This is a genomic window from Mesorhizobium sp. WSM4989, from assembly GCF_029625795.1.
Taxonomy (GTDB): Bacteria; Pseudomonadota; Alphaproteobacteria; order Rhizobiales; family Rhizobiaceae; genus Mesorhizobium.
Map to the genome: position 1 here is coordinate 1140778 of NZ_JARTVN010000002.1, position 12829 is coordinate 1153606.

At 63.9% G+C, this 12829-nt stretch carries 11 protein-coding genes, 1 other RNA gene and 1 pseudogene; 6 read left to right on the top strand and 7 right to left on the bottom strand.

The window, feature by feature from the left end; translation table 11 throughout:
* Positions 1-56 precede the first annotated feature (56 nt).
* Positions 57-4022, top strand: a complete 3966-nt coding sequence (locus P9217_RS18160) for an AsmA-like C-terminal region-containing protein (RefSeq protein WP_278087836.1) — start codon at positions 57-59, stop codon at positions 4020-4022.
* A gap of 98 nt (positions 4023-4120) precedes the next feature.
* Here P9217_RS18160 and P9217_RS18165 read toward each other — a convergent pair whose 3' ends face one another.
* Entirely contained in the window at positions 4121-4552 is a 432-nt protein-coding gene (locus P9217_RS18165; RefSeq protein WP_066990862.1) for a helix-turn-helix domain-containing protein, read from the bottom strand.
* Positions 4553-4730: 178 nt separating this feature from the next.
* On the opposite strand from P9217_RS18165, the gene P9217_RS18170 reads away from it, so the two are divergent.
* On the top strand, positions 4731-6533 hold the full coding sequence (locus tag P9217_RS18170) for a chloride channel protein (RefSeq protein ID WP_278087835.1): 1803 nt from the start codon (positions 4731-4733) through the stop codon (positions 6531-6533).
* A gap of 6 nt (positions 6534-6539) precedes the next feature.
* On the opposite strand, the gene P9217_RS18175 is transcribed toward P9217_RS18170, so the two are convergent.
* The 4 genes from P9217_RS18175 to P9217_RS18190 form a co-directional block, all read right to left on the bottom strand.
* Positions 6540-6767, bottom strand: a complete 228-nt coding sequence (locus P9217_RS18175) for a ribbon-helix-helix domain-containing protein (RefSeq protein WP_095779013.1) — start codon at positions 6765-6767, stop codon at positions 6540-6542.
* Between the two features lie 8 nt (positions 6768-6775).
* Positions 6776-6973, bottom strand: coding sequence for a DUF4169 family protein (locus P9217_RS18180; protein ID WP_095802677.1), 198 nt, complete (start codon positions 6971-6973; stop codon positions 6776-6778).
* 9 nt (positions 6974-6982) lie between these two features.
* On the bottom strand, positions 6983-7519 hold the full coding sequence (locus P9217_RS18185; RefSeq protein WP_066990875.1) for an SspB family protein: 537 nt from the start codon (positions 7517-7519) through the stop codon (positions 6983-6985).
* Positions 7520-7635: 116 nt separating this feature from the next.
* Positions 7636-8319, bottom strand: coding sequence for a TetR/AcrR family transcriptional regulator (locus tag P9217_RS18190; RefSeq protein ID WP_095783789.1), 684 nt, complete (start codon positions 8317-8319; stop codon positions 7636-7638).
* A 207-nt stretch (positions 8320-8526) separates the two neighbouring features.
* Here P9217_RS18190 and P9217_RS18195 point away from each other — a divergent pair, with 207 nt between their 5' ends.
* Positions 8527-9732: a multidrug effflux MFS transporter gene (locus P9217_RS18195; RefSeq protein WP_278087834.1), complete on the top strand. Its 1206-nt coding sequence runs from the start codon at positions 8527-8529 to the stop codon at positions 9730-9732.
* Between the two features lie 119 nt (positions 9733-9851).
* Here P9217_RS18195 and ssrA read toward each other — a convergent pair.
* Positions 9852-10212, bottom strand: a transfer-messenger RNA (tmRNA) gene (gene ssrA, locus P9217_RS18200).
* A 170-nt stretch (positions 10213-10382) separates the two neighbouring features.
* Between ssrA and P9217_RS18205 the strand changes: the two genes are divergently transcribed.
* Positions 10383-10694: a DUF2853 family protein gene (locus P9217_RS18205; protein ID WP_127326048.1), complete on the top strand. Its 312-nt coding sequence runs from the start codon at positions 10383-10385 to the stop codon at positions 10692-10694.
* Between the two features lie 140 nt (positions 10695-10834).
* On the top strand, positions 10835-11629 hold the full coding sequence (locus P9217_RS18210; RefSeq protein WP_278087833.1) for a thymidylate synthase: 795 nt from the start codon (positions 10835-10837) through the stop codon (positions 11627-11629).
* A 33-nt stretch (positions 11630-11662) separates the two neighbouring features.
* Here the strand turns inward: P9217_RS18210 and P9217_RS18215 are convergent.
* Positions 11663-11855: pseudogene (locus P9217_RS18215) on the bottom strand (transporter).
* A 165-nt stretch (positions 11856-12020) separates the two neighbouring features.
* Here P9217_RS18215 and modA point away from each other — a divergent pair.
* Positions 12021-12815, top strand: coding sequence for a molybdate ABC transporter substrate-binding protein (gene modA, locus P9217_RS18220; protein WP_278087832.1), 795 nt, complete (start codon positions 12021-12023; stop codon positions 12813-12815).
* Positions 12816-12829: the final 14 nt, after the last annotated feature.

Below are 12829 nucleotides of genomic sequence, written 5' to 3' on the forward strand. Positions count from 1 at the left end.
TCGCCGCGCGGATGCGGGTAGAGTGCGGCTGACTTTAACCCTAGGCTTTGGAGCCGATGCTCGCTCGCCTGTTCGTGATCTTCGGTGGCCTGTTCGTGCTGGTGCTTTGCGCGGCGCTGGTGGTGCCGTATTTCGTCGACTGGACCGGCTACCGCGCCGATTTCGAGCGCGAGGCGAGCACCATCCTCGGTCGCAAGGTGACCGTGAAAGGCGACGCGACCGCGCGGCTCTTGCCATTCCCTTCGGTGACCTTCTCCAATGTCGAGGTCGCAGGCGGCCCTGGCGGACAGCCGGCGATGACGATGGAGACCTTCTCCATGGACGCGGAGCTGGCGCCGTTCCTGCGCGGCGAACTGCTGATCTTCGACATGCGGCTGGTGCATCCGAAGGCGACCATCGATGTTGCCGGCGACGGCACGGTCGACTGGGCGATCCGGCCGTCGACGCCCTTTGATCCCGGACAGATCGCGATCGAGAAGCTGACGGTGACCGAAGGGCAGATCGAATTGCGCCATGCCGCCGGCGGGCGCAGCCATTTCATCTCCGAGATCAACTCGACCGTGTCGGCAAAGTCGCTCGCCGGTCCGTGGCGGATGGATGGCTCCCTGCGCTTCGACGGACTGCGCACGGAAGTCTCGGCCTCAACCGGCAGAGCGGAAGCCGACGGCCAGATGCGGGTCAGACTCAAAGCCGACCCGGATGCCTATCCGCTCATCATCGAGACGGACGGCAATGCCGGCATCGTCAGAGGCGCGGCGGTCTATTCCGGTCAGTTCAAGGTTTCGGCCTCTGACAAGAATGGGGCCGACAGGAGCTCGGCCGAATTGCGCGGCACTGACGGCGAGCCCGTGAAGGTCAGCGCCGGCAAGCCCGATCCCGGCTTCCGGCTGAACGGCAAATTCGCGCTCGACCATCAGAAGCTCGGTGTCGATGAATTCCGCTTCGAGACCGGACCGCTCGACAACCCCTATACCGCCGACGGCAAGGCCTCGGTCGATCTCGGCCTGAAACCGCATTTTTCGATCGAAGCGAACGGCGCGCAGGTGCAGTTCGACGAGGCGGTGGGCGCATCCGCAGGTGCCGGATTGACGCTCGACCAGCGTATCGCGGCGTTCGAGCAGACGCTTCAGCACATGCCGAAGCCGACGATACCGGGCACGGTCGAGGTCAGGCTGCCGGCCGTGGTGGCGGGCGATACCACGGTTCGCGACGTGCGGCTCTCGGCGGAGCCGGCCGAAGGCGGGTGGTCGGTGAAGTCGCTCGCCGCGACACTGCCGGGCCGGGCGACGCTTGAAGCCGACGGCATGCTGAACGTCGAGGACCATTTCGGCTTCACCGGATCCCTGCTGCTTGCTGTCGGACAGCCGTCCGGTTTCGCCGCCTGGCTGTCGAAGGATGTCGACGACGCGATCCGCCGTCTGCCGGCGGCGGGCTTCAAGGCCAAGGTCGATCTCAGCGAGAACCGGCAGTCGTTCAGCGACCTCGAGCTGATCCTCGGCAAGGCGAAATTTTCCGGCCGCATCGATTCCAGCCAGCCCGATGGCGCCAGGCCCTCGGTGCTGATGCAGCTGGAGGGCGGCGAGCTCGACGTCGATGGGCTGGCGGCCTTCGCCTCGATCTTCGTCAGCGACAAGGGCGCCAACCGCTTCTCCGACCGCGACCTCGATTTCCAGATCAAGGCGGGCCCGGTCAGCGCCGCCGGGCTGACCGCCGACAGAGTGGATACGGCGTTGAGGCTGCGCAAGGGCCTGCTCGAGATCGACCGGCTCTCGGTCGGAGGGCTCGCCGGCGCTTCGATCAGCGCCACCGGGCGCATCAAGGATTTTCCGGAAAGCCCGACCGGCAAGCTCGACGCATCCGTGGTGGCCGTCGATCTCAAGCCGCTCATAGATGTCGCAGCCCAGCATTATCCGGACAATGAGGTTCTGAAAGGCCTTGCTGCCCGTGTTGCTGCCTATCCGGAGCTGTTCCAGGACGCCCGGATCGACCTGGTGACAAGTGCCGCCGACAATGGCGACGGCACCACCGGACTCGCGCTCTCCGCGCAAGGCAAGGCCGGCGGTTCCGCTTTCTCGGCTTCGCTTTCGGGCAGGGGGACGCGGGATCGGCTTCCCGATGCGCCGGTATCGATCACCTTCAATGCCAGGAACGAGAACGCCGCCACGCTGCTTGCACTCTACGGCCTGCCGGCGCTGCCGCTCGGCATGCTTGGACAGGCCACCACCGATATCACGGCCAAAGGCTCGCTGGGCGGCGGTCTGGCAACCAGCTTCAACCTGACGGCCGACGATTTCAGGGCGAGCTTTGACGGGACGATCGCCGAGACAGAGCAAGGCGCCACCGCCAAGGGCAAGGTCAATCTCGACGCCGTCGATATCGAGCCATGGCTGATGACGACCGGCGTCGGGCTGCCCGGCATGGGCACCGGGACGTCGGCTTCGCTCGCCAGCGATGCCGACTTCGGCAATGGGCTTCTGGTGCTGAGCGGGCTCAGCGGCGCCATCAACAAGGCGACTGTGTCCGGCGACGTCAACGCCGACATGAAAGACGGACTGCCGCATCTTGCCGGCGCGCTGGCGCTTGATGAGCTCGACCTCGATCCGTTGGCGGTGTCGCTGTTCGGCGACCAGTCCTTCCTCGCCGGGAAGGACGGTGGCTGGCCGACGACGCCGTTCAGCCGGAAATCGACCCTGCCGTTCAGCGCCGATCTCGACCTCAACACGGCGGCCCTTGCCGCCGGACCGTTCGCGACTGCGCATGACGCGACGCTGTCGCTGAAGCTCGACCGGGAAGGCATCCGTGTCTCGGACCTCAAAGCCAAGCTCTATGAGGGCACGCTGACCGGCCTGTTCGAGCTCAAGAACACGGAGGGCACCGGCCTGTTATCGGGTCAGTTGAAGCTGGCGGGCAGTGATCTTGCCGCAGTGCTGCCTGGCGCCGGAATCAGCGGCAGCGGCGACATTTCGGCCGCGCTGTCGACCAGCGGCAAGTCTGTCGATGCGATGATCGCCGCCCTGTCAGGGTCCGGCACGGCCGCGCTGAAGGGACTGACCATCGCCGGCATCAATCCCGATGCTTTTGCCCCCGTCATCGCCAAGGCCGATGCAATCGGACGCGACATCGATGCCGCCAAGACCGCCGGCTTCGCGCCTGAGATCGCCGGACAGGGAAGTTTCGCGGCCGGCAACACCGATATCCCCTTCACCGTTGCCAATGGCACGCTGCGGGCGCCGCCGATCAGCCTCGACAATCCGGCGGCGACGCTGTCGGCGGAAGTTACCGCCGACCTCGATGCGAGCACGCTGGCCGCCAAGGGAGCGATCACCTATCGACCGGGCGACGAGGCGCTTGTCGGCTCCGAACCGGCTGTGAACTTCAGCCTTGCAGGCCAGATCGGGGCGACGTCGCTCCAGTTCGACAGCGCGCCGCTGGCGCAGTTCCTGACCCAGCGCGCGCTGGAGAAGGAGCAGCAGCGCGTCGAGGCGATGCAGGCGGCGCTGCTCGAGAAGCAGAGGCTGCGGCGCGAGGTGCGCTACTACGCTGCGCTGCAGACGGAGCGCGACCGGGCGGCCGAGGAACTGCGCCGGCAAGAGGAAGAGGCGCGGCAGAAAGCCGAGGCTGAAGCCAGGGCGAATGCCGAAGCGGAAGCGCAAGCGAAGGCAGAAGCCGAGGCGCAAGCCAAAGCGGAAGAAGAGGCAAGGGCAAAAGCGGAAGCCGATGCCAAGGCTCAGGCCGAGGCCGAGGCGCGTGCCAAGGCGGAGGCTGATGCGCAAGCAGCGGCGAATGCCGACGCCAAGGCAAAGGCCGAACAACAGGCCGCAGCCGCGAAAGCCCAGGCCGAGGCGGATCGCAAGCGTGCCGAGCAGGCGAGGCTGGAAGCTGAACGCAGGGCGGTTGAGCAGGCGCCAAAAGTCGACCGGTCGCTTCCCGGCGTCAACGACGGTTCCGTTCCAGAGCCGCCGAAGCCCAAGTCCAATCCGTTCACGATCGACAACCTCCTGAAGTCGCTGGACGGCGGTTGAAACCCATTATTCCAGGAAAACTGCATAGCGGTTCCGCCCGGAATCGCGGGCGAACAAAACACCCAAGACGTCGCGAAGGACAGCACTGGATGTAGCGCTCAAACCGGCTCCTGCCGCGAAAGCAGGCGCTTGAGCATAGGTTCGATGCGGGCAAGCTCGTCGAGATGGGCGGCCGACAATTCGGCGAGACGGTCGTCGGCGAGCGGGGTGAGTTGCAGCAGGACGCGGCGGTGGTCGGCCTTGTCTTGATCCCGCGCGACCAAGCCGGCCTCGCTCAGCCGATTCACCAGTTCGACGGCGCTGTGGTGGCGGATGCGCAACCGCTCCGCCAGATCGCCCACTGCCACCGGCCCGCCGCCGGGATAGCCCTTGATCGCCAGCAGCGCCTGGTGCTGGCGCGGGGTCAAGCCCGCCTCATTCGCCTGCAACTGGCTGAATTCGAGGAAGCGGCGGATCAGGTAGCGGAACTCCGAAAGCCGCTGATAGTCGGCCTGGCTGATGGCGGGACGTGGTTTCTTCGGATGCGTCATGCCACGACTTATCGCCCTTTCCGGCCAAAGCTCAACTCTAATGAAAGCCTGGCGCATCCATGACCAAAATGACGCGGAGCAACCACCAAAAACGGCCTTGAAGAATTATATCGTGTTACGATATGTAGCCGCCCGACAACCGGACGGTACCGCGCCGCCAGAAAGCTCAGGCTCCCAAATGAAATCCGCTCATGCCGGAAACGGCCATCTCCGCGACTTCACCACCGATCCGCGGGTGCTCATCATCGCCGCCATCGCAGTCGTTGTGGCGACCGCCGGGCTGTTTGCCGGCATCGCGCTGTTGAAGCTGATAAGGCTCGCCACCAACATCGCCTATTTCGGCCAGTTCACACTGGCCGAGCTCAGGCTCGAGGACACGCCGCTCGGCTATGCCGCCGTGCTGGTTCCAGTAATCGGCGCGCTGGTCATCGGGCTGATGGCGCGCTTCGGCAGCGAAAAGATCCGCGGCCACGGCATTCCGGAAGCCATCGAAGCAATCCTGCTCGGCCGCTCGCGGCTCGACGCCAAAGTGGCGGTATTGAAGCCATTGTCGTCGGCGATCTCGATCGGCTCAGGCGGACCGTTCGGCGCCGAAGGGCCGATCATCATGACCGGCGGGGCGATCGGCTCGCTGATCGCGCAGATGCTGCCGGTCAGCGACAATGAACGCAAGACGCTGCTGGTTGCGGGCGCGGCGGCCGGCATGACGACCGTGTTCGGCACGCCGATCGCGGCAATCATGCTTGCCGTCGAGCTGCTGCTGTTCGAATGGACGCCGCGCAGCTTCATCCCGGTCGCCGTCGCCGCCATCATCGCCGAGGTCGAACGCACCTTGCTGCACCTGCCCGGACCGATCTTCCCGTTCTCGGGCAGCATGGAAGCGTCGATCGCCGGATTGGGTGGCTGGGTGCTGGTCGGGATTGGCGCCGGCCTGCTCTCCGGCTTGCTGACGCAAATGGTCTATGCCTGCGAGGACGCCTTCCAGAAGCTGCCGATACACTGGATGTGGTGGCCGATGATCGGCGGCCTGGTGGTCGGTATCGGTGGACTGATCGAGCCGCAGGCGCTCGGTGTCGGCTACGACAACATCGCCAACATGTTGGATGGCCATGTGCTGGCGGCGGCAGCGCTGACGCTTTTGGTCGTCAAGGCCATTATCTGGTCGGTGGCGCTGGGTTCGGGAACGTCGGGCGGCGTGCTGGCGCCGCTCTTGATCATGGGCGGCGCGATGGGCGCGGTGCTTGCCGGCATCCTGCCCGAGGCGACGCCCGGCTTCTGGCCGCTGCTGGCGATGGCCGCGACCATGGGCGGCACCATGCGCGCGCCGCTGACCGCGACCTTCTTCGCGGTCGAACTCACCGGCAACACCCACATGCTGGTGCCGCTGATCGCAGCCTGCGCCACCGCCCATGCCGTCACCGTGCTGTTGATGAAGCGATCGATCCTGACCGAAAAGGTGGCGCGGCGCGGACACCACCTCGTTCGCGAATACCGCGTCGATCCCTTCGCGCTGACCAGGGTGCGCGAGGTGATGACGACCAAGGTCGAGAGCGTGCCGGCGACGATGACGCTGCACGGCGCGGCGGCATTCCTGACCGCCCCGGACACGCGCCATCCGAGCTTTCCTGTGATCGACGAGAAAGGCCATGTGCTCGGCCTCATCGATCCGCCGGCGATCCTGCGTTGGCGCCGCGCCGGCAAGCACCGCAAGACGACGCTCGGCGAACTTTTGGCCGGCAGCAAGGTCACGCTCGCCTATCCCGACGAATATCTGGAAGGACTGTCAGACAAGCTGCTCCTGGCCAACGTCTCGCATCTGCCGGTCGTCTCGCGCGAGGATGCACGGCTGGTCGGCTATATCGGCTGGAAGGACCTGATGCGGGTGCGGTCGAAAAAGCAGGCCGAGGAACGCGACCGTTCGGCCCTGCTCTGCTTCGGCGCCAAGCGCAAGGCGCAGGAAAGCCTCGGCGATCCGGTCTGAGGCCGGTCAAGATGCCTTGCCGCCGCGCTTTGCCCAGGCGAGCACGTAGAGTCTGAGCGCGGAGGAGAGGTTGGCGTCACGTGTCCGCGTTTCGTCGATCTCGGCAACGAGGGCCGCGAGCGACAGCGAGCGCTGCGTCGCGATCGCCACCAAATCGTCGTAGAAGGGTTGCTCCAGGGAAAAACTGGTGCGGTGGCCGCGGATCGTCACCGAGCGTTTTTCGACAGCGGCCATCCGGGCGCTCAGCGCCGGTCCGGATCGCCGGGCTTTTCGCGGCGATGGCCGTCCATGAATTTTTCCGTCATGTCGGACGTCAGCCGGTCACGCTCGCGCTCGGCTTTGGAACGGCCGTGCAATGCCCGGTTTTCCCTGGCCAGGCGTTCCTTCTCGATGCGCGCTTTCTGCTTGCGGGCCTGGCGGAGATTGACGACCTCGCCCATTTCCCCGGCTCACTTCTTGCGAAAGGCGTCGAGCGAAACCACTTCGGCACCCTTGCCGCCGGTATCGGCGGCAGCCGGCTTCTTCTCGGCCTCGGTGGCCTTTTTCTTCGATTCCGGTTTCTTTTCGGTCACGACCGCGATCGGCAGCTCCGGGGCCGGCGCGGCGTCGTCGTCTTCCGCGGCGTTGTCCGCCTTGACGTCGAATTCGAGTTCGAAATTCACTGATGGGTCATAGAAACCGCGCACGGCGGAAAAGGGGATTTCGAGCTTTTCGGGCACGTCGGAAAAGGAGAGTCCCACCTCGAAACCGGTGTCGGTCACCTTCAGGTCCCAGTACTGGAACTGGATGACGATGGTCATCTGCTCCGGATAACGCTCGCGCAGCCGCGAGGAGATGCGCACGCCCGGCGCGCCGGTCAGGAAGGTGATGAAGAAATGATGGTTGCCCGGAAGGCCCGTGCGCGCGACTTCGGCCAGGACCTTGCGCATGACACCGCGCAATGCCTCCTGGGCCAGAATGTCGTAGCGGATGTGGTCGTCGGCCATGTGACGGTCGGGTTCCGTTGAATCGTCCGCATAGCTGTAATCAAGCTTGGGCGCGGCGTAAACCGCATATAGGCGCCGAAAGCTAAGGCCAAGAGGGCTGGCGGCGATTTGATCGCTCAGGCGTGGGCGAGGGCGGCCTGCCGGGCGGCTGCCGCTTTCTTCCTGCCGAAGGCGGCCAGGAAGGTGCGCACGCCATTGGTCGCTGAGCGCAACACCTCTTCCTCCGTCGGTATGCCGCCGAGCATGAAGGTTGTCTGCAACTCGGCGTTGACTAGTGCGAGGAACTGCCGCGCCGCCACGTCCGGATCGTCGATCGAGAGGTGCCCGGCATAGGCCAGCCGCGCGAAGCGGGCGGCAAGCGCCGACCAGGTGCGGCCCGGTCCCTGTTCGCGCCACTCGGCAAAAAGCTCGGGATAGCGCTCGCCCTCGGCCTGGATCAGCTTGCGCAGGAAGCGGCCGTCGCGGTTGCAGATACAGTTGCGGTTCATGCGCACCGCGAAGGCGACAAGATCGGCTTCGAGATCGGCGGGCTGGTCGGGAAAGGTGGCAATGGTGGCGAAGATGCCGGCATTGCAGCGCTCCGTCAGGTCGCGCACAATGGCCATGAACAGCTTTTCCTTATCGCCATGGTGATTGTAGACGGTCTGGCGCGAAACGCCGGCCTCGGCCGCGATCAGGTCGATATTGGCGCCGGCATAGCCTTCGCGGCAGAAGACCGAAGCGGCAGCATCAACCACCGATATGCGCTTGGCCTCGTGGCTGCGTGGCGGGAAAGTGTCAGGAGAAACGCCGACCTTCATAAAAATCTATATAGCGATGATTGACGAATTGGACAAGCCTGTCTAAATTTATAGACACCATAAAGCGAAGTCCGCTCCCGGGAAACGACAGATTCGCGCTTTGAAGCGACGATGATTTCACATCCCGGATGTCGGGGTTCCACGGGATGGAACGTCCTCGGGTAGCGCCGGACCACGGCGACAACCAGATCCGAAAGAAGCCCTACCATGAGTCCCAAATTCCTCCGCATCGCGGTCGTGCTCGGCTTGTTGTCCGCAATCGGCCCCTTCGCCATCGATATGTACCTTCCAGCGCTGCCTTCGATCGGTGAGGATTTGAAAGCTGGCACCGCCGCCGTGCAGATGAGCCTCTTGATCTTCTTCCTGTCGATGGGCTTCGGCCAGATCGTCGTCGGACCGATCTCAGATATGGTTGGGCGCAAGCTGCCGCTTTATGTCGGACTCGCGCTGTTCATGGTTGGCGGCGTCGGCTCGGCTATGGCGCCCAATATCGAGTGGCTGATCGCCTTCCGCTTCCTGCAGGGGCTCGGCGCCAGCGCGGGCATGGCAGTGCCGCGCGCCATCGTGCGCGACCTGCACACCGGCAACGAGGCCGCCAAGCTGATGTCGTTGCTGATGCTGGTGTTCTCGGTGTCGCCTATCCTCGCGCCGCTCACGGGCAGCCAGATCATCGAGAGCTTCGGCTGGCGTGCCGTGTTCTGGACTGTGACGGGCGCCGCCGCTTTAGCCACCATCCTGCTCGCGACCTCGCTGAAAGAGACGCGTTCGGCGGAGGAGCGCGCCAACTCGTCCTTCGGCACGGCACTTGCCGGTTACCGCTACCTGATGAGCGACCGCAACTTCCTTGGCCTGACGGCGATCGCCGGCTTCGGCATTGCGAGCTTCTTCGTCTATCTGTCGAGTTCGTCCTTCATCCTGATCGACCACTACGGCCTGTCGCCGTCGGTCTACAGCGTGTTCTTCTCGATCAACGCGGTCGCCTTCATCGGCATGTCGCAGCTGACCGGGATGCTGGCGGATCGCTTCGGCTTGAAGCGGGTCGTGTGGGTCGCGGTGACCGGCTATGCCACGGTGATGGTGGCGCTGTTCGCGATCATGGCATCCGGTGTCGACCGGCTCGACGTGATGGCGGCGCTGCTCTTTGTCGGCTACGGCTTCCTTGGCCTGGTCATTCCGACCACCTCCGTGCTGGCGATGGAAGAGCATGGCGAGATCGCCGGCACGGCATCGGCGCTGATGGGCACGCTGCACTTCGCCATCGGCGCGCTGGCGATGGGCGTGGCGGGCCTCTTCTTCGACGGCACGCCGCTGCCGATGGTGGCCGGCATCACGCTCTGCGCGGTGATTTCCTTCACGCTGGCCAAGCTGACGCTCGGCCGTGCGCGCGAAGCGGTCGAAGCGCCTGCCGAGTAAGACGCGGATAGAAAATCGGAGAGGCCGGGATTGCCCGGCCTTTTTCAGCCCAGGCAGGACCGCAAGCAGGCGCGCCAAGCATGCTTGGCCGTTCAATTGACTTGGAAGGCGAGGGGGAAGGTGGAGGTTTCTGTTGCCAGGTACCTCCGAACCCCGCCTAGAAGTGCGAACCTCTAGGGCTTCATTTGAAGCGTTCGCACTGCATTAAGCAGCGAGACGAGCTTCCGCATAGTTGTCGTTGGCAACTATAAGTTTAGCCCGATGACGGTGGTACAATGCCGGGCAAAAGTACGATCTTTACACCTTCGTCGATCCTATTTCGCCCCCAGCAAAAGCCGCTCCCTTTGGAAGAGCGGTTTTTGGTGGAGGCGCCGGGTACCGCCCCCGGGTCCGAACGGCTTATTTCATCGCCTGTTTATCGCCATAGTCGGTCAAGCCGACGAAGCGAATATAGGGAGCGGTTACGAAAAATGAAAGGGCCAAGTCGAGGCTTGTCCCCTGCGCCAAACTCGACAGCCGAGGGTTGACTTGCGCGTCTACTCAATCGAAGCTCCGCCGGCGATGAGGAATATCCTGACCTAGCGCATAAGTTGCGCGGCGCGCCACAAGCCTCATCGATCGGATCCGTGGCGCCGACGAGGGGAAGTTTCATGGCCGACTATCTTGCGGATGTGAAGAAATACGATGCCGGCGCCAGCGCCGATGCGGTCGAGAAGATCGTCAAGCATCTGGGCATCGCGCTCAGGAACCGCGATTCCTCCTTGGTCTCCTGCGCAGACCCGAAGGAGCTCGAGCGCGTCCGGGACAACTGGGTGACCAAGAAGCTTGGGATTGTCGACGCCAAGAAGGCCGACGCCTCGATCGAGAAGGCATGCAAGGCGATGGCCGCCGACAACACCAAGAGCCGCGTGACTTTTTACTATCTGGTGGCGAAGGACCTGGGCAAACTGGGTTCTCTCTGAGGCAAGGCTATCGGCAGCCAGCATGGCAACGTGCCGGCGCCGTGGATTTTTCGGCGCCGGATCGACATCTGTAGGCTTTGGGTATTCGACCGACCGCCAGTCGGCTATGATCGCTTGTCATCCGAATCGAGGCCGAGCCGATGCGCCAATATCTCGACCTGTTGAAGCATGTGCTGGAGAACGGCGCCGATCGCGGCGACCGCACCGGCACCGGCACGCGGTCGGTGTTCGGCTACCAGATGCGCTTCGACCTTTCACGCGGCTTCCCGGTCACCACCACCAAGAAGCTGCATCTGAAGTCGATCATCCACGAGTTGCTGTGGTTCCTGGCGGGCGACACCAACATCAAATATCTCAACGACAACGGCGTCACCATCTGGGACGAATGGGCCGACGAGAACGGCGATCTCGGCCCTGTCTACGGCAAGCAGTGGCGCTCATGGCCGGATGGGCACGGCGGCGAGATCGACCAGATCGCCGCCCTTCTCAAGGAGGTACGCAAGAATCCCAATTCGCGCCGGTTGATCGTCTCAGCCTGGAATCCGGCCCAAGTGGAGGCGATGGCGCTGCCGCCCTGCCATTGTCTGTTCCAGTTCTACGTTTCGGAAGGCCGGCTCTCCTGCCAGCTCTACCAGCGCTCGGCCGACATTTTCCTGGGCGTGCCGTTCAACATCGCATCCTACGCCCTGCTGACCCTGATGGTGGCGCAGGTCACCGGCCTGAAGCCTGGCGATTTCGTCCACACGCTCGGCGATGCGCATCTTTACTCGAACCATTTCGAGCAGGCGCGCGAGCAGATGCGGCGCACGCCGAAGCCGCTGCCGAAGATGTGGATCAACCCAGATGTGAAGGATCTTTTTGCCTTCCGCTTCGAGGATTTCCGCCTCGAGAACTATTTTGCGGACGCCAATATCAAGGCGCCGATCGCGGTATAAGGCCCGCTTTGAGCGCTGCCAGCGCTCAAGTCGTCAGCCAGTCGCGACGATGACGTCGGAGGCCTTGATCACCTCATAGGCCCTACTTGCCCAGTCGCAGATCGGCAACCGCTTCGTTGGTGATCGAAGCCGTGTCGAGGACGTCGCCGCCGATAGCTATCCGGACATGCGACGTGGTCGCTCCCTCGACGATGACCTTGCCCTTCAGGATATTGCCGGCGCTGATCTACATCTGCCTATGCCTCGCTGTATCGAACGGACTTCACCGTGGGCTGGTGGGATCCTGACGTACAACGGCGCAGAGCCTAAAAATCCTTTTCTTGTTATGTTCATCCGGATATATCGAATCAGGGCTCGAACCGAACGGATTTTCAGAAGAGGGCGAGGTTTCATGACGGGCAAGGGTTTTGGATTGAAGGCGATGGCCATTGGCGGACTGACGGCAGCGTTGATGGCGGCTGTGCCGGCAGCCCACGCCGACGACAAGGTGATCGTGTTCGCCGCGGCCAGTCTCAAGGACGCGCTCGATGTGGTCAACAAGGCCTGCGAGCCGGAGGTCGGCGAGGCGGCCACGATTTCCTATGCGGCAAGCTCGGCGCTGGCCAAGCAGATCGAAGGCGGCGCGCCGGCCGATGTCTTCGTCTCGGCCGACCTCGACTGGATGAAGTATCTCTCCGACAAGAAGCTGACCAGGCCCGACACCGAAGTGAAACTGCTCGGCAACCAGATCGTGCTGGTGGCGCCGCAAGATTCCAAGGTCGAGGCGAAGGTCGAGAAGGGCTTCGACCTCGCCGGGCTCATCGGCGACGGTCGGCTCGCCATGGGCGATTTCAAGGCGGTGCCCGCCGGCAAATATGGCAAGGCGGCGCTGGAATGGCTGGGCGTCTGGTCCTCCGTCGAAGGCAAGGTCGCGCAGGCCGAGAATGTCCGCGCCGCGCTCAAGCTGGTGTCGACGGGCGAGGCCGCGCTCGGCATCGTCTACGCCACCGACGCCCATGCCGAAAAGGGCGTCAAGGTCGTCGGCACCTTCCCCGAGGATTCGCACCCGCCGATCATCTACCCGATTGCCCAGACCGCGGATTCGAAGGACAAGGATACGGCTGCCTTCCTGAAATGCGTCGAGTCAGCCAAGGCCGCCGCGCTCTTCAAGGAACAGGGTTTTACGGTGCTCGCGCCGAGCAACTGAGAAAGACCTAACAC